A 15827-nucleotide genomic window follows, 5' to 3' on the forward strand; every position below is an offset into this window, starting at 1 on the left:
CCTGGAGGCCATGAAGATGGAACACGCACTGACGGCCCCCTTCGACGGGACGGTGGAGGCGGTGTCGGCGACCCTCGGCGCCCAGGTCAGCGAAGGCGCGGTGCTGGCCAAGCTCAGCGCAAGCGAATCCTAGTCCCGCCGCAGCAACGCCACCGTGCCCTGCCCGCCGTCGGCGCAGATGCTGACGATGGCCCATGACCCACTCGCCATCGCATATAGCTCCTTGATCCCCTGGCTGAGGATCCGCGCGCCGGTGGCGCCGAACGGGTGGCCTATGGCGGTTGAGCCGCCGTTGGGGTTCAGGCGATCCGTGGGGAACTTGCCGAGCTTGGCGGTGACCTTGGCCTTGTCCTTCAGGAACGCCGGGTCCTGGATCGCTTTGATGTGGGTCGCCACCTGAGCGGCGAAGGCTTCGTGCAACTCCCAGAGCGCCACGTCGCCCAAGGTCAGGCCGTTGCGGGCCAGGAGGCGCGGGATCGAATAGGCCGGCGCCATCAGCAGGTACTCGTCGAACAGGTTGATGGCGTTGACCTCATAGTCCACCAGCCGAACCCGCGGGACCTGGGCCGGCAGGCGCTTCAGCCCTTCGGCGGTCGCCACCCACATGGCCGCCGCGCCGTCGGTGAGCGGGCTCGAGTTGCCGGCGGTCAGCGTGCCTTGCCCGCTGGTGCGGTCGAAGGCGGGGCGCAGTCTGCCCAGTGCCTCCAGGCTGGTGTCCGGCCGGATGATGTTGTCGCGGCCGACCTCCTCCAGGCGCAGCACCAGGTCGTCGAAAAAGCCGCTGGCCCAGCCGGCGGCGGCGCGTCTGTGGCTGGCCAGCGCCAGTTCATCCTGCTCGGCGCGGCTGATGGCCCAGCCTTTGGCCATCTCCTCGGTATGTTCGCCCATCGACTTGCCGGTCGCCCGGTTCTTGATTTCCGGGATGAACAGGCGGACGTCGCTGAACCGGCTCTGGCGGATCGCGCCCCAGCGGCCGGCGAAGTCACGGGCCTCCATGAATTTGCGCAGGTCGTCGGAGAGCGGCTGTGACAGGCCAATCTGGATGCGGCTCATGGCCTCCGCGCCGCCGACCAGGGCGAGGCTGCGGCCTGCCCCGTCGTCCAGCATTCCGGCCGCCTGGAAGGCGCCCATCATGCTGGTGGAGCAGGCCATCACCGTCGACGAAGCCGGGACCTGTGGATCGCCGCCCGCCGAGATCAGCGCCTCGCGCGCCAGGTTGCTCATGGTCAGGTTGGGGATCACAGCGCCCCAGTTCATCAGGTCCGGCCGCCCGCCTTTCGCCAGCATGGCCTTGACCACCGGAACCGACAGATCGAGCGCGTCCAACTTCGCCAGTGGTCCGCCGGCCTTGGTGAAGGGGGTGCGCACCCCCGCGGCCAGCCAGATGTCGGATTTACCTGAAACCGCCTTCGCCGCGCGCGCCATGTGGGCCTCCTGTCAGCCCGCAACAGATGGCCCCGCGAGCCACGCCTGCAATCCCAAATTCAGGGTTTCGTGGCCGCCGCCTTGTCGCGTTCCTGCCGCCGGGCGCCCGCCAGGATGTTGGGCAGGGAATAGTTGCCCTCGTGACAGGCGAATTCGAAGATCGGCTTGTCGGTCCGGTAGAGCGAATATTCCGCCAGCCACGGCGCGGTGTAGATCGTCGGATCGACCACCGTGTATTGGTAGAGGAGCTCGGTCTTCGAGACCCGCGTATAGCGCTCGATCACCTTGGCGTTGGCGGGCACGAAGAGGGTCGGGAAGGGCCGCAAGGCGTCCTTCTCAGGCAGGCCGATGGTCTCGATGACCAGGGTCTCGCCCTCCCAGTGGGCGATGGCGTCGCCGAGCGCCGAGGCCTGCAGCGGCGGGCCGTGCTTGTCCGTAATGGGGATGATGCGCAGGTCCGGGCCGTATTCGGTCAGGATCACCACCACGTCGCGGGTCTGGACGATCTGGCGCGGGTTGATGTCGCCGGTGCTGGCGATCGGCGGCTGGCCCCAGCCTACGACGCAGCGCTCCCAGTTCGGCCGGAGCTCGGGGCCTTCGGTGGGGAACGGCGGCTCGGTCTGGGTGCGCAGCAGTTGCTCGATAAAGCGCATCTGGCCGCGCATGCCGCGGGTCAGCGGCAGCATGCCGTCGGCAGGCTGCACCACCTGGCGGGTGCGCCGCTGACCGCGCACGATCGCCAGATTCGAACGGCTGGGGTCGCTGCGGATTTCGGCCACCTCAGGATCCTGGGCGAAGATCGCCAGCTTGCCGGCCTCGACGTTCAGCTTGCGGGCGAATTCAGTGGCCTCAGCCTCCGGCAGGGTCAGGCTCGGCATGTCCGGCCGGGCTTCCATCGGCAGGATGAAATGGGTGTTCCAGACGCCCTGCAGATCGGGCTGGCCCAGCGCGTTGCGAGGCGCGCGATAGTTGTCCGCCGCCGCCGCACCGCCGAGCAGCGCCATCGCGATGGCGCCCAGGATCAGCCCTAGCCGTCTCATCATCCGTCCGCTCCCGCGACGACACCGGCGTCATGCAAGCGTGCGATCTCGCCGGCGCCCATGTCCAGCACCTCCGCCAGAACTTCGTCCGTATGCTGCCCCAGCCGCGGCGCGGGCGCCACCGGGCCACGGGAGTCCTGGAGAATGGTCGCCATGGCGCCGGGCGCCGGATAGGTCAGGCCGCTCGGGTGGCGGATCGCCTCGAACACTGGATTGTCCTTGTAGAGTCGCGGATCAGCAAGCGCGGCCTCCAGCGGCTGGTAGGCGCCCCAGGTGACGCCGCCAGCGTCGAAGGCCGGCGCCAGCTCCGCCGCCGTGCGCCGGGCGAAGGCCGCCTCGAACAGCGGATAGAGCCGGCTTCGATGGGTGAAGCGCAGGCCCTCATCCGCGGCGAACGACACGCCGAGCTTGGCCTCCAGGGCCGCGACGGCGGCGCCCAGGCCTAGAGCCTCCAGCGCCTTGCTCCATTGCTTGGGTGTAATCGCCAGCAGCATCAGGGTCTGGCCGTCGCGAGTTCGAAAATCGCGCCCGAAGGCGCCGAAGATGTCATTGCCCATCCGCGGACGCTGATGGCCCGCGAGCGCCGTCTCGGCGGTGAAACCGAGGTTGGCCATGGTCGCCGCCCCGATGTCGGACAGCGGGCAGCGGATCTCGCGCCCTGCCCCTTCACGCGTCCGCGCCAGAAGGGCCGACACCAGGGAAAAGGCGCAGTAGGCTCCGGTCAGCAGGTCCCAGGCGGCCAGCACGTGGTTCACCGGCCTGAGATCGTCTGCCGGCCCGGTCATCTGCGGCAGGCCGAGCGCGGCGTTGATCGTGTAGTCCATCCCCTGGGAGCCGTCGGCCCAGCCCATGACGCGCACGCAGATCAAGTCCTCGCGCAGCTTCTTCAGCGTCTCGTAGGACAGGAACCCGTCCGCAGGGAAGTTGGTGACGAAGAGCCCGGCGTCCTTTCCCGGCGCGGTCGCCAGCCGTTGCGCGATCTCGCGGCCGGCGGGGCTCGAGAGGTTGAGCGCGACCGATTTCTTGCCCTTGTTCAACCCCTCCCAATAGAGGCTCGACCCGTTCTCCGCGAGCGGCCAGCGGCGGAAATCCGGCCCGCCGCCGATGGCGTCGAAGCGGATCACCTCGGCGCCCATCTGCGCCAGATAGAGCCCGCAGGTCGGCGCGGCCACGAAGGCCGAGCCCTCCACCACGCGCAGGCCTTTCAGGAGGTCGTACATTTATCCCCGCTCGGAACCGGGGTCACCCGATCAACTCGCCTACTTCCTTCACGTCCTCAGGTGTCAGCGTCCAGCCCGAGGTCGCGGCATTGGTCTTCACCTGCTCCGGCGTTGTCGCCCCGGCGATCACCGAGGAGACGACCTCATGGCCCAGCAGCCAGGCGAAGGCCAACTCAAGTATCGTGTGGCCGCGTTCGCCCGCCCACGCCTCCAGCTTCTCGACCTTGTCGAAATTCTTGTCGTTCAGGGCTGCTTGGCCGCGCGGCCCCCAGGCGGCGAGCCGCGTGCCTTCCGGCGGCGCCTCACCGCGCTTGTACTTGCCGCTGAGCAGGCCCGAGGCCAGGGGGAAGAACGGCAGGAAGCCCAGGCCGAAATGCTCGCAGGCTGGCAGGACCTCGAACTGCACCTTCCGCTCCAGCAGCGAGAACTGGTTTTGAGCTGAGACGAACCGCGTGGCGCCCGCCGCCGTCCAGTCGGCGTCGGCGATCTGCCAACCGGTGAAGTTGGAGTTGCCGATGTAGCGGACCTTGCCCTGGGTCACGAGATCGTCGAGCGCGCGCAGCGTCTCGTCGATCGGGGTGTCCGGGTCGGGCTGATGGAATTGGTAGAGGTCGATCCAGTCGGTGCCCAGGCGCTTCAGACTGTCTTCGACCGCAGTCATGATCCAGCGCCGCGAGCCACCCTTGCGGCGGTCGTCATCGCCGATCCTCATGCCGAATTTGGTGGCCAGCACGACATCGCCGCGCCGCTTGCCCAGCGCCTTGCCGAGGAATTCCTCCGACTTGGTCCCGCCGTAGATGTCGGCGGTGTCGAAGAGGGTGATCCCGGCGTCGAGCGCGGCGTCGACCACGGCCTGAGTGGCCTTGTCGTCGATGCGCATGCCGAAGTTGTTGCAGCCCAATCCGACCTCGCTGACCTTCAGGCCCGAGGTCCCCAGCCGGCGCAGCTTCATCGTCGTCCTCCGCGGAAAGTCCTGAATATCGTAGCGGCCGGCGGAGGTCCGACCGCGCGGCGCGCTGGGACCCTAACCGCATCCCTTCCTCAGGCAAGGCCGATCGCGGAGCCCGCGCCATGGTCAAGCTTCTTCATGGTTCAGCATGCTTGACGGCCTATTCACTAGGTTTGTTGGGGATATCGCAAGCCTCCCCTCCCTAAGGTCACGATCTCAAAAGAGCTTTTTTGGCGGACGGATTCCCATGCGCGTCGTCACCATTGTCAGCCTCGGAGGTTGCGCCCTGTTCGGGCTGGCCGCCCTGGTGGTCGCCAAGACCATGATCCCCAACCCCGGGACCGTGAAGGTCGCCACGGCGGCGCCCGTCGCCGGTGTGCCGGTGGTCGTGGCCAAGGGTCCCCTGAAGTTCGGCGACAAGCTGGACGCCAGCAAGATCGAGATCCTGAACATCCCGTCCAACGCGGTGCCGGAGGGCGCTTTCACCACCACCGCCCAGGTGCTGTCGCAGGACTCGGGCGGGCCGCCGGTGGCGCTGACCCCGATCGCTGCGCGCGAACCACTTTTGCCGGCCAAGCTCAGCGGACCTGGCGCGCGCGCCTCGGTCGCCGCCGAGATCCGGGACGGCTTCCGCGCCTACACCATCAAGGTCACCGACGTGACCGGCGTCGGCGGCCATGCCCTGCCCGGCGACCGGGTGGACGTGGTGCTTATGCGTGACACCTCGAGCGATCCGCAGAAGCACAGCTATGTGTCGCAGGTCGTGATCCAGGACGTGCGCGTCCTTGGCGTCGACCTTAACGCCGACCTGGCCTCCAACAAACCCGCCACCCCCAACACCGCGACCCTCGAGGTCAGCGTGCCCGACGCCCAGAAGCTGGCGGTGGCCGGCGACCTGGGCAAGCTGAGCCTGGCGCTACGCCGCACCGGCTCGACCGAGGTCGCCCAGACCGCGCCGATGAACGCGAGCTTCGCCGGCGGCGGTCAGGCGCGGCCGATCCACGCCTCTGTGCGCCGCGCCGCGACCGCGCCCTCCGCGCCCGTCACGCCCATGATCCTGATCGTCGAGGGCGACGGCCGCGGCGACGGTTCGCACAAATCGTCGCACAAGGACCGCGCGCCCAAGCCGCCCGCAGCCCCCGCGCCCCCGGCCGTCCCCGCGCTCGACCCGCCCAAGGCGACGGCGTCGCTGTCGGTGGCGTCTTCGGGGCAGCCCTCGTGAGTTTCCCCGCTTCGCGATTCCGGGAGTTCCTGACCATGCCGCGCCAACTGGCCGCCGCGGCGGCCGCCGCCCTGACCCTGTTCAGCGCCGGCGCCGTCGCCCTGCCGGCCCACGCCGACGCCATGATGAGCGAGCAGGCCCCCAGCCGCGTCATCACCGTGCCCAAGGACAAGTCGCTGTCCTTCCGCCTTGACGAACCGGCCAGCAAGATCGTCGTCGCCCAGCCGGACATCGCCGAGGTGGTCGCCACCACCGACCGCAGCTTCTATGTCCGCGGCCTCGACATCGGCTCCACGAACCTCCTGGTCTACGGGCCGGGCGGACGGCTGATGCAGGTGATCGACGTCCGTGTCGGCGTCGACGCCCAGGCCCTGGAGCGCGACCTGGCCCAGGCCCTGCCCGCTGAGCACATCAAGGTCCAGTCCCTGGGCGAGGGCGTGCTCTTGACCGGCGATGTCTCCAGCCCCGGCGTGGCGCTGCGCGCCAAGGCCATCGCCGACAAGCTCGCGCCGGATGGCGTGACCTCGATGTTGCGCACCGCCAACGCCCAGGTGGTGCTGGAAGTCCGCGTGCTTGAGGCCACCCGTAACGCGTCCCAGGACATCGGCCTGGGCGCCACGCTCAGCAACAACTCGGTCAACTTCAGCTTCGGCACCGGATTGATCGGCAACTCCCCGCCCAATGGCGTGCTGAGCTTCTCCGGCCACTCGGGCAACACCACCATCGACGCCACCCTGCAGGCCCTGGAGTCGAAGGGGGTTATCCGCACCCTTGCGCGCCCGAACCTGGTGGCGCTGTCCGGCGAAAAGGCCAGCTTCCTGGCCGGCGGCGAGTTCCCGTTCCCGATCCCCAGCGGCCTGGGCCAGATCTCCATCGAGTTCCGCCAGTACGGCGTGAAGCTCGACTTCACGCCGACCGTACAGGAAGACGGCAAGATCAGGCTCTTGGTGGCCCCGGAAGTCAGCGCTCTCGACCCCACCAACACCGTACGCGTCGACAACGTGACCGTCCCTGCGCTGACCGTGCGCCGCGCCAACACCACTGTGGAGCTGAGGAGCGGCGAATCCCTGGCGATTGGCGGCCTCTTCCAGCACACCGCCCAGACCGACGTGAACCAGATCCCCGGGCTCGGGAACATCCCCATCCTGTCGGCCCTGTTCCGCTCGAGCCGCTATCAGCGCAATGAGACCGAACTGCTGATCGTGGTGACACCGCGCATCGTCACCCAGGCCGATATCGACCGGGACAAGGACCGCACCCTGAGCGGCGTCGAGCCGGACATGGCCGGCTTCCTGCTGAACGGCAAGGCGCTGGACAAGCCGATGTCCCACGACATGCGCGGTCCGATCGAGCCTCCTGCCCCGGCGGCGGCTCAGGCCAAGGCCCAGACGCCGGCCGCGGCAGCAACGCCGATCCCGGCCCAGGCGCTGCGCGGCGAGATCGCGCCGCCGGTTCCGACGGCCGCCTCCCTTGAAACCCCCACGGTTCCCGCGTCCGGAAAGTAAGCGTACTTCGATGAGTCTCCAGTCCCTCAGCGGCAAGCGTGTCCTCACTCTCGGCCCGGCGCTCGCCGGTCTCGCCGCGGGACCGCTGGCGGGCGCACAGATTGAAGTCGCCGGCCTGGAGCGGCTGATCGGGATCGGCGCGGCGGACGCCGAACTGATCCTTATCGACGCCGACGCCTGGAGTCCGCCGGCCCTGGCGGCCGCGGTGCAGGCCCTGTCGATCTGCGCGGCGCCACCGCCCGTCCTGCTCGTCGGTTCGCATCTGCCGACAGCCGTAGTGCGCGGCCTCCTGCGCCTCGAACGCTCCGACGTGCTGGACGCGCCCTATACGCCTGAGGTGCTGGCGGCCGTCATCGGCACATTGATGGAGCAGAAGCCCGCCCCGGCTGCCCAGCCGGCCGCCCCGCCTCACGCCGTCGATGTCGCCCGTTGCTGGTCTGTGATCGGCGCGGTGGGCGGCTCAGGCGCCACCACTATCGCCATCGAGGTGGCCACCCAGCTCTGCGCGCGGCAGACCAAGGACAAGAGCGTCTGCCTGATCGACCTGCATCTCGCCGACGGCTCGGCCTCGGCCTATCTGGGCGCCCATCCGTCGCTGCGGCTCGCCGAACTGGGCGCCGCTGCGGAAAAGCTCGATGCGGCCATGCTGCAGGCCTTTGTCACCCCAGTGACCAGCCAGCTCGACCTGCTGGCCGCCCCGCGCGACCCCGACGCCTTCGAGGCCGTCCCGCGCGAGGCGATCCTGCGGATGCTGGAGATCGCCTGCGAGAGCTACGACTGGGTGATCCTCGACATGCCGCGCCATCGTCGGAGCTGGAGCCTGGAGGTCCTGGGCGGCTGCGACGAGGTGCTGGTGGTTTCCGAGCTGACCGTCCCGGCCCTGCTGGCCGCCCGTTCGCTGTCCGATGAGATCGAGCGCGACCTGGGATCCGGTCAGAAACCGAGAATCGTCCTGAACCGCCTGGCCAGCCGCATGTTCGGCCCGGCGCCGTCCATGGCCGAAGCCGAGAAGGCCCTACAACGCAAGGCCGAGGCGGGCGTCAGCTCCGACTGGGAGGCCGCCGCCGCCTCGGTCAACCTGGGCGGACCGATCTCCACCCACCGGCCCAAGTCGAAGATCGTCAAGGACATCCAGACCATGGTCGAGCGCCTCGCCAGTCAACCGGCCCGCAACGGCGTGAAGGCCGCCTGATGGGCCGCTTCAGCCTGCCTGGCGCCCGGCCCGCAAGCCCGGCCCCTACGGCTCCCGCCGCCACGCCGGCGCCAGCCCCGGCTTCGCCGGCGCTTACGCTGGCCTCGCCGCCGCCGCCGCCGATGCCGCCTAAGCCGCAGGCGCAGGCCAAGGGCGCGCCGCCCTCGCAGCTCGACATCCGGCTGCGCCTGCACTCGCGGCTGATCGAAGAGCTCGACCTCGCCAAGCTGGACAAGCTCGACGAGAAGGATATCCGCCGCGAGGTCATGAGCCTCGTCGCCGACTTCGCGCGCGACGAGCGCATGGCGCTCAACACCGCCGATCTGCAGGAACTCGGCGCGTCGATCTATGACGAGATGGTGGGCCTGGGTCCCCTTGAGCCTCTGCTTAAGGACGACAGCATCAACGACATCCTGATCAACGGCCCCTATCAGGTCTATGTCGAGCGCCGCGGCGAGCTGGAGCTGACCGCGGTGCGGTTCCGCGACAACGACCACCTGCTGCGCATCGTCAACCGCATCGTCGCCGGCGTCGGCCGCCGGATCGACGAGAGCCAGCCCATGGTCGATGCGCGCCTGCAGGACGGCAGCCGCGTGAATGCCGCCATCGCCCCCATCGCCATCGACGGCGCGGCGGTCTCCATCCGGAAGTTCTCCAAGAAGCCGTTGACGCTGGAGCGCCTGGTCGAGTTCAACGCCATGCCCATGGCCGTGGCCGACTTCATTCATGGGGCGGTGAAGGCCCGTGTCTCGACGGTGATCTCCGGGGGCACCGGCTCCGGCAAGACGACGCTGCTGAACGCGCTGTCGGCCGCCATCAGCCACGGCGAGCGCCTGATCACCATCGAGGACGCCGCCGAGCTGCAGCTGCAGCAGCCGCACGTGGTGCGCCTGGAAACCCGCCCGCCCAACATCGAAGGCAAGGGCGAAATCCGTCAGCGCGAGCTGGTCAAGAACGCGCTGCGGATGCGTCCCGACCGGGTGATCCTGGGCGAAGTCCGCGCCGACGAGGCCTTCGACATGCTGCAGGCCATGAACACCGGCCACGAAGGCTCAATGGCCACGATCCACGCCAACAACCCTCGCGAAGCGATCGGCCGCCTGGAGCAGATGATCGCCATGGGTGGGCTCTCGATCAGCCCTGACGCCATGCGCCAGCAGATCGCCTCCGCCATCGGCCTGATCATCCAGGTCATGCGCCTGGCCGACGGCAAGCGGAAGGTGACGCACGTCACCGAGATCACCGGCATGGAGGGCCAGGTGGTGCAGATGCAGGACATCTTCACCTTCAACCGTACCCATACCGACGCCGACGGCACGGTGCACGGGGAGTTCCGGGCGACCGGCCTCAGGCCCCGCTGTATCGACGAGATGACCCGCCGCGGCATCCCCTACGACGTCGCCAATTTCGACCCGTCCCGCGCCCTGGGAGCGTCCTGAGCCCCGCCATGAAATTCGACGGCCACCTCATCTTCCTGATCCTGGTCTTCGCCGCGGTGTTCACCGCCGGCCAGGCCGTGATCGGCCTCGTGTCGGTGGCCACCCAGAAGCGCAAGGTCAACAAGCGCCTGAAGGTCGCCGACAAGATCGACGGCGTCTCGGCCCTGGTCATGGAGCTGCGCAAGCAGCGTGGCCTGAACGCCGACGGTGAGCGCGGCGAACGCTTGCGCTGGCTGTCCAACCTGATCGTCGCCTCGGGCCTGCCGTACAATCCGAAGAAGTGGGCGGTCTATTCGGTCCTGGCGGGCCTGGTCGGCGGCATGGGCGCGTTCGTCGCCACCAAGAACCCCCTGCTGTTTCCGGTCGGTCTTCTGCTCGTTGGCGTGGGCGGCCCGATCTTCTACCTGAAGCACTCGGTCAAGAAGCGCGCCAAGGCGCTGGGCTTCCAGCTGCCTCAGGCCCTGGAGATCATCGTGCGCAGCCTTGAGGCCGGCCACCCTGTGCCCACCGCCATCAACCTGGTGGGCCGGGAAATGGTCGATCCGATCGGCTCCGAGTTCGGCATGGCCGCCGACGAGATCGCCTATGGCGCCACCATGGAACAGGCCATCGCGCGGATGGCCGAACGCTGCCAGCACCCGGACGTCGACCTGTTCGCGGCCACCGTGCGCCTGCAGGAACGCACCGGCGGCAACCTGACCGGCCTCCTGAAGCTCAACGCCTCCACGGTGCGCGAACGCCACAAGATGCGCCTGAAGATCCAGGCCGCCTCATCGGAAGGCCGCGCCTCGGCGATGATCCTGACCTCGGCGCCCTTCGTCGCCATCGGCTTCATCGTGATCTCCTCGCCGCATTTCTACGGCGACGTCATCCACGAACCCGTCGTGAAGTGGGGCCTGACCGGCCTGGGGATCTGGATGTTCATCGGCAACATGGTCATGCGCCGCATGATCGATCTTCGGCTCTAAGCCTGGGGGCCCCGCCATGCAGCTCCAGAACATCATCACCATCGTCGGCGCGATCTTCATCCTGGCGGGCCTGGGCGGCGTCGCCTGGCTGGCGGCGGGCGAGTTTCGCCTTCGCGCCATCCGCCGCGGCCGCCTGGCCACCGCCGGCGGCCCCGGCTTGGCCACGCGCCGGCGCGATCCCAACAGCGGCATCAGCGGCCAGTTCATGGGCCAGATCCGCCGGCTCGGCCAGCAGAGCGCGGTGCGCGATCCCGCCAAGCTTTCGGTGCTCCGCTCGCGCCTGATGCAGGCCGGCTTCTACAATCGCGAAGCCCCGGTGATCTATCTGGGCGTCCGCGCCGCCTCCCTGGCCGTCGCCACCTTGGGCGTGATCCTGGTCCTGCCGCTGGTCGCCGGCGGCAAAGCCAGCTTCATGGGCATCGTGGTCGCCGTCGTCCTGGCGGGCATCGCGATGCTGGGTCCCGACCGCATCCTGAACATGCGCCGCGGCAAGCGCGAGCGGGAGTATTCCGACGGCTTCCCCGACCTCCTGGACCTCTTGGTGGCCTCGGTGGAAGCAGGCCTGAGCCTGGACGCCGCGGTGACCCGGGTCACCGAGGAATTGGCCCGGCGCTATCCGAACCTGACGGTGCACCTGAGGTTCCTGGTGCTCGAGCTGCGCGCCGGCAAGTCGCGCAAGGACGCCTGGTCGGCGTTCGCCGACCGCCTGGGCATCGACGACGCCCGCCAGCTCGCCACCATGCTGCGCCAGGCCGAGGAGATGGGCACCAGCCTGGGCGAGACCCTCACCGTGTTTTCGCAGGACATGCGCTCCAAGCGGATGCTGCGGGCGGAAGAGAAGGCCCTGGCCCTGTCCGCCAAGCTGACCGTGCCGCTGATCCTCTTCATCTTCCCCTGCCTGCTGGGCTCACTGATGCTGCCGGCCGCCGCGCGACTGATGAAGGTCTTCGGTCACCACTAACCTTCCCGCTGCGCGGGAAGGGAGATCAGAGCCCATAGGGCCGGTAGGGCCCCGCGATCAGCTGTTCGAAAATGCCCACGCCTGTCAGCGTGGCTTCGCCGGGCGCCTCGAACGTCGCGGTGGAGATCGCCTGGATATGCCAGTTCTCCGGCGCGGCCATGTCGACGGCGGCCAGGTCGATGTCCTCGCGCGCCACCGCCAGCTCGCCCTTCAGCGCCCCATGGCGCCATTCGCCGCCATAGCCGATGCCGCGCATCAGGAAGACGCTCTTCGGAGCGATCCGCACCGTCGCCTCGCCCTGCGCCAGGGGGATCCTCAGCGTCCCGCCCAGCGCATGGCGCGTGCCGGCCTTCAGCGTCACCTCCTCCATCCGAGGCGTATCGCAATGCCAGCCGCCTTCGGGCCCGGCGCCGTCGGGCAGGATCACCGCACGGGTGTTCCAGGGCTTGCCTTCGGTGTCCGCGTTGACGTGGAAAAACACGCTGCGATCGGCGAAGTTGAGCGGCGCCCACTGCCAGAAGAAACCCATGATTCCGCCGCCCGGCGTCGGTTGCGGGTCCGGCGCGCCGACGGGGCGGATGCCCCAGGAACGGTCGCGGGTGCCGGTCCAGCCGGCGGCGCAGACGCGTCGGTCCCCGTCGACCTCTGTCCAGCCGGAGACCCGCACGTTCTGGGTCAGCCGCGTGTAGTCCATGAACATCCTGGGCCCGCTGCGGCGGGTGAAGCGGGGCTCTTCGATCGGGAAGGCCCGGCCCTCGAAGGTCAGCTCGCAGGCGAGGCCCTCGGCCTTTTCCAGCGTGACCTTGAGGGTCTGCAGGGGTTCGACCACCTCGATCCGCACCGGCCCGACGATCAGCTCCATCCGCTCCATGCCGAGGATCCGCGAGGCGTGCAGGCACCGCTGCCCCCCGTCGCGGATGATCGAGATGTGGGCGTCGGCCACGTTCAGCGCCGGATAGACCCCGAAGGCCACAGCTACGAACTCCGACCCGTCCGGCGAATAGCCGTTGAAGAAATAGCGGTCGTAGAAATTGCGGTCCGACCCGGCGTAGGCGATCGGCTCCGGCGTCTGGTGGATCGGGAAATCGTCGCCCTTGGTCAGCATTCGTGATCCTCCAGTCCCATTGACGCGCCGTCACGCTTGCGGGTCGCCGCCGGCGCGTATCAAGTGTGCGCGACAAGAAGAACACAAGGGAGGGTCAAATGAGCGTCATGACCGCTGCAGACCATCGAATCCCGAAAGACCAGGCCGCGATCCTGGTCGAGCCGGCGGCTTACGCCGACGGACGCATCCAGGAGACCTACCGCTGGCTGCGCGCCAACGAGCCGCTCGGCGTCGCGAGCATCGAAGGCGTCGATCCCTTCTGGGCAGTCACCCGCCACGCCGACATCCTGGAGATCAGCCGCCAGAACGACCTGTTCCACAACGGCGACCGCTCGCCGACCCTGGTCAGCCAGGACGCAGATCGGCAGGTCCGCGAGATGATGGGCGGCAGCCCGCACCTCCTGCGCACCCTGATCCACATGGATGCGCCGGATCACCTGAAGTACCGCCTGCTGACCCAGGCCTGGTTCATGCCCCAGAACCTGAAACGCCTGGAGGACCAGATCCGGGCGATCGCCAAAGCGGCCGTCGAGAAGATGGCGGCGGCCGGCGGACACTGCGACTTCGTCCAGGAGGTCGCCCTGCACTACCCGCTCAGGGTCATCATGAGCATCATGGGCGTGCCGCAGTCCGACGAACCGCGCATGCTGAAGCTCACCCAGGAGCTGTTCGGCGCCGCTGACCCCGAGCTGGCCCGCGACGCGTCCACGCCGCCCGCGGAACGCAAGTTCGACATGAGCGTGGTCATCGACTTCTCGAATTATTTCCGCGCCATCTCCGAGGACCGTCGCGCCCACCCGACCGACGACCTGGCCAGCCTGATCGCCAACTCCCAGATCGACGGCCAGCCGATCAGCGACCTCGAGGCGATGAGCTACTACATCATCGTCGCCACCGCCGGGCACGACACCACCTCGTCCTCCACCGCCGGCGCGCTCTGGGCGCTGGCCGAGAATCCCAAGCAGCTGGCCAAGGTGAAGGCCGATCCGTCGCTGATCCCCGGCCTGGTGGACGAGTCCATCCGCTGGACCACGCCGGTGAAGACCTTCATGCGCACGGCCACCGCGGACGTCGCCTTTGCCGACCGCGACATCAAGAAGGGCGATTGGCTGATGCTCTGCTACGCCTCGGGTAATCGCGACGAAGCCGCGTTCGAGGCGCCCGATGAGTTCCGGGTCGACCGCAAGCCCAACCGGCATCTGGCTTTCGGCTATGGCGCGCACCTGTGCCTGGGCCAGCACCTGGCCAAGATGGAGATGCGCATCCTCTGGGAGGAACTGCTGCCCCGGCTCTCCGAGCTGGCGCTGGACGGCGTCCCGGCCATGAGCGAGGCCGTGTTCGTCAACGGACCCAAACGCCTGCCGATCCGCTTCCGGATGGCCTGACGCTTGCCGGTTCATCCCCTGGAGCCGCGGCTCGCGGCCTATATCGCCGGCCGCCTGCCAGGCGCCGCCGATGTGACGGTGAGCGGCCTGGAGCGCATCTCCGGCGGCGCGTCTCGCGAGACATACCGGTTTCTTGCCAACTGGCGGCAGGGCGACGAGATGGTGACGCGGCGGCTGATCCTGCGGCGCGATCCGCCGGCCAGCCTGATCGACACCGAGCGTCGGGTGGAGTTCGCCGCCTACCGGGCCTTCCACGGCTCGGCCGTGCCGGTGCCGGCCATGTTGTGGCTGGAGGAGGCGGACGGGCCGCTGGACCATCCGTTCTTCATCGCCGAGGAGCTCGGCGGCTATCAAGCCTCGCCGCAACTGATGTTCGCGGGCGGCTATGAGGCGGTCCTGCCGCGGCTTGCCGAGCGCAAATGGACCATCCTGGGGCAGATCGCCCGCGCCGACCCGGCCGCGCTTGGCCTGACGCAGGTGATGGAGCCTGTAGCGCTCGACGGCTGCTGGCGGCGCGAACTGGACCACTGGGAGACGATCCTCGACTCCGACGAGGCCGAACCGCAGCCGATCGCGCGCGCCGCCATCCGTTGGCTGCGCAAGAACCCGCCGCCGCCCGCCCAGAAGCTGTCGGTCGTCCATGGCGACTACCGCACCGGCAACTTCCTCTACGACGAGACCGGCGAGATCCACGGAGTGCTGGACTGGGAGATGGCCCACCTGGGCGACCCGCTGGAGGACCTGGCGTGGGGCTTCAATCCGGTCTGGCAATTCGGACGAAGCCTGGCCGGCGGCCTGGCGCCCCAGGACGAGGCGATCGCGATCTGGGAGCGCGCCAGCGGGCTCACCGCCGATCCGGGGGCGCTGCACTGGTGGATTCTGTTCAATTGCGTGAAGGGCCAAGGAATCTGGATAGGCTCGGCGCGGGCGTTCATCGACGGAGGCAATACCGATCCGATCATGGTCTACGCCGCCTGGTGGCTGCTGAACGCCCAGGACCGGGCGATTCTGAAGGTGATGGGCAAGCTATGACGCCGCAGGTCCCGTCCGTCCTGGCCGAGATGGCCCAGCTGTTGCTGCGCAACGCCGCGCCCGACGTTCCCGCAGCCGAACGAGCCAATGCGCTCGGCCTGGCCGCCGCTGTGCTGGGCGTCGCCGCCGAGGTCTGGGACGAGGCCGCGGAGAACCTGGTCGCCGAGAACCGCGCGCTCGCGGCCTTGCTGGACGACACCGTCGACGAGGCCAGCCTCAGGCTCTCGGCCCTGCGCGTCGAGAACCAGCGCCTGCGCGAACGCCTGATCGCCGCCCACATCGCCGCCGAAGAGGCCGGCGACTTAAGACGCCAGAACGCCATCTGGGCGGAACTGATCGCCTCGACCGAGCGGCGCAAGCTCTCGATCTCGCCGGTCTGACGGG

Annotated in this window: 15 protein-coding genes; 10 read left to right on the forward strand and 5 right to left on the reverse strand. The window is 68.7% G+C overall.

The window, feature by feature from the left end:
- The coding region (locus E8A12_RS02010) for an acetyl-CoA carboxylase biotin carboxyl carrier protein subunit (protein WP_293366114.1) at window positions 1–133 on the forward strand (133 nt) is incomplete at its 5' end.
- Here the strand turns inward: E8A12_RS02010 and E8A12_RS02015 are convergent.
- Genes E8A12_RS02015 through E8A12_RS02030 form a run of 4 tightly spaced genes read right to left on the reverse strand, consistent with a single transcriptional unit; the run spans window position 130 to window position 4637 of the window.
- Window positions 130–1425: an acetyl-CoA C-acyltransferase gene (locus tag E8A12_RS02015; RefSeq protein ID WP_293366082.1), complete on the reverse strand. Its 1296-nt coding sequence runs from the start codon at window positions 1423–1425 to the stop codon at window positions 130–132. The two genes, E8A12_RS02010 and E8A12_RS02015, sit on opposite strands and share 4 nt — an antisense overlap.
- 59 nt (window positions 1426–1484) lie before the next feature.
- Window positions 1485–2468, reverse strand: coding sequence for a hypothetical protein (locus tag E8A12_RS02020; RefSeq protein ID WP_293366083.1), 984 nt, complete (start codon window positions 2466–2468; stop codon window positions 1485–1487).
- On the reverse strand, window positions 2465–3685 hold the full coding sequence (locus E8A12_RS02025; RefSeq protein WP_293366084.1) for a CoA transferase: 1221 nt from the start codon (window positions 3683–3685) through the stop codon (window positions 2465–2467). The genes E8A12_RS02020 and E8A12_RS02025 overlap by 4 nt, the downstream gene beginning before the upstream one ends.
- Before the next feature lie 22 nt (window positions 3686–3707).
- Entirely contained in the window at window positions 3708–4637 is a 930-nt protein-coding gene (locus tag E8A12_RS02030; protein WP_293366085.1) for an aldo/keto reductase, read from the reverse strand.
- Window positions 4638–4881: 244 nt separating this feature from the next.
- Between E8A12_RS02030 and cpaB the strand changes: the two genes are divergently transcribed.
- From cpaB to E8A12_RS02060, 6 genes are read left to right on the forward strand one after another with little or no spacing between them, the layout of a single operon-like run.
- Window positions 4882–5856: a Flp pilus assembly protein CpaB gene (gene cpaB / locus E8A12_RS02035; RefSeq protein WP_293366086.1), complete on the forward strand. Its 975-nt coding sequence runs from the start codon at window positions 4882–4884 to the stop codon at window positions 5854–5856.
- A gap of 35 nt (window positions 5857–5891) precedes the next feature.
- Window positions 5892–7361 (forward strand): type II and III secretion system protein family protein, encoded by a 1470-nt coding sequence (locus E8A12_RS02040; RefSeq protein WP_293366087.1) that lies wholly within the window; start codon window positions 5892–5894, stop codon window positions 7359–7361.
- Between the two features lie 10 nt (window positions 7362–7371).
- Window positions 7372–8553: an AAA family ATPase gene (locus tag E8A12_RS02045; RefSeq protein ID WP_293366088.1), complete on the forward strand. Its 1182-nt coding sequence runs from the start codon at window positions 7372–7374 to the stop codon at window positions 8551–8553.
- Complete coding sequence (locus tag E8A12_RS02050; protein ID WP_293366089.1) at window positions 8553–9992, forward strand: CpaF family protein; 1440 nt, start codon at window positions 8553–8555, stop codon at window positions 9990–9992. Before E8A12_RS02045 ends, E8A12_RS02050 begins: the two co-directional genes overlap by 1 nt.
- A gap of 8 nt (window positions 9993–10000) precedes the next feature.
- Window positions 10001–10960, forward strand: coding sequence for a type II secretion system F family protein (locus E8A12_RS02055; RefSeq protein WP_293366090.1), 960 nt, complete (start codon window positions 10001–10003; stop codon window positions 10958–10960).
- Window positions 10961–10976: 16 nt separating this feature from the next.
- A complete protein-coding gene (locus E8A12_RS02060) occupies window positions 10977–11921 on the forward strand; it encodes a type II secretion system F family protein (RefSeq protein WP_293366091.1) in 945 nt (314 codons plus the stop codon).
- Window positions 11922–11946: 25 nt separating this feature from the next.
- On the opposite strand, the gene E8A12_RS02065 is transcribed toward E8A12_RS02060, so the two are convergent.
- Window positions 11947–13026: a hypothetical protein gene (locus tag E8A12_RS02065; RefSeq protein ID WP_293366092.1), complete on the reverse strand. Its 1080-nt coding sequence runs from the start codon at window positions 13024–13026 to the stop codon at window positions 11947–11949.
- A 98-nt stretch (window positions 13027–13124) separates the two neighbouring features.
- Between E8A12_RS02065 and E8A12_RS02070 the strand changes: the two genes are divergently transcribed.
- Genes E8A12_RS02070 through E8A12_RS02080 form a run of 3 tightly spaced genes read left to right on the forward strand, consistent with a single transcriptional unit; the run spans window position 13125 to window position 15823 of the window.
- Window positions 13125–14411, forward strand: a complete 1287-nt coding sequence (locus tag E8A12_RS02070; protein WP_293366093.1) for a cytochrome P450 — start codon at window positions 13125–13127, stop codon at window positions 14409–14411.
- A gap of 3 nt (window positions 14412–14414) precedes the next feature.
- A complete protein-coding gene (locus E8A12_RS02075) occupies window positions 14415–15443 on the forward strand; it encodes a phosphotransferase family protein (protein WP_293366094.1) in 1029 nt (342 codons plus the stop codon).
- Window positions 15440–15823: a hypothetical protein gene (locus E8A12_RS02080; protein ID WP_293366095.1), complete on the forward strand. Its 384-nt coding sequence runs from the start codon at window positions 15440–15442 to the stop codon at window positions 15821–15823. Before E8A12_RS02075 ends, E8A12_RS02080 begins: the two co-directional genes overlap by 4 nt.
- Window positions 15824–15827: the final 4 nt, after the last annotated feature.

The organism is Phenylobacterium sp., from assembly GCF_004799395.1.
Lineage (GTDB): Bacteria > Pseudomonadota > Alphaproteobacteria > Caulobacterales > Caulobacteraceae > Phenylobacterium.

Excerpts from the sequence above, each read along its gene's own strand:
- E8A12_RS02050 (WP_293366089.1), top strand. The coding sequence starts at position 8,553 with ATGGGCCGCTTCAGCCTGCCTGGCGCCCGGCCCGCAAGCCCGGCCCCT.
- E8A12_RS02060 (WP_293366091.1), top strand. The coding sequence starts at position 10,977 with ATGCAGCTCCAGAACATCATCACCATCGTCGGCGCGATCTTCATCCTG.
- E8A12_RS02025 (WP_293366084.1), bottom strand. The coding sequence starts at position 3,685 with ATGTACGACCTCCTGAAAGGCCTGCGCGTGGTGGAGGGCTCGGCCTTC.
- E8A12_RS02040 (WP_293366087.1), top strand. The coding sequence starts at position 5,892 with ATGCCGCGCCAACTGGCCGCCGCGGCGGCCGCCGCCCTGACCCTGTTC.
- cpaB (WP_293366086.1), top strand. The coding sequence starts at position 4,882 with ATGCGCGTCGTCACCATTGTCAGCCTCGGAGGTTGCGCCCTGTTCGGG.
- E8A12_RS02045 (WP_293366088.1), top strand. The coding sequence starts at position 7,372 with ATGAGTCTCCAGTCCCTCAGCGGCAAGCGTGTCCTCACTCTCGGCCCG.
- E8A12_RS02065 (WP_293366092.1), bottom strand. The coding sequence starts at position 13,026 with ATGCTGACCAAGGGCGACGATTTCCCGATCCACCAGACGCCGGAGCCG.
- E8A12_RS02070 (WP_293366093.1), top strand. The coding sequence starts at position 13,125 with ATGAGCGTCATGACCGCTGCAGACCATCGAATCCCGAAAGACCAGGCC.
- E8A12_RS02080 (WP_293366095.1), top strand. The coding sequence starts at position 15,440 with ATGACGCCGCAGGTCCCGTCCGTCCTGGCCGAGATGGCCCAGCTGTTG.
- E8A12_RS02030 (WP_293366085.1), bottom strand. The coding sequence starts at position 4,637 with ATGAAGCTGCGCCGGCTGGGGACCTCGGGCCTGAAGGTCAGCGAGGTC.
- E8A12_RS02055 (WP_293366090.1), top strand. The coding sequence starts at position 10,001 with ATGAAATTCGACGGCCACCTCATCTTCCTGATCCTGGTCTTCGCCGCG.
- E8A12_RS02020 (WP_293366083.1), bottom strand. The coding sequence starts at position 2,468 with ATGATGAGACGGCTAGGGCTGATCCTGGGCGCCATCGCGATGGCGCTG.
- E8A12_RS02015 (WP_293366082.1), bottom strand. The coding sequence starts at position 1,425 with ATGGCGCGCGCGGCGAAGGCGGTTTCAGGTAAATCCGACATCTGGCTG.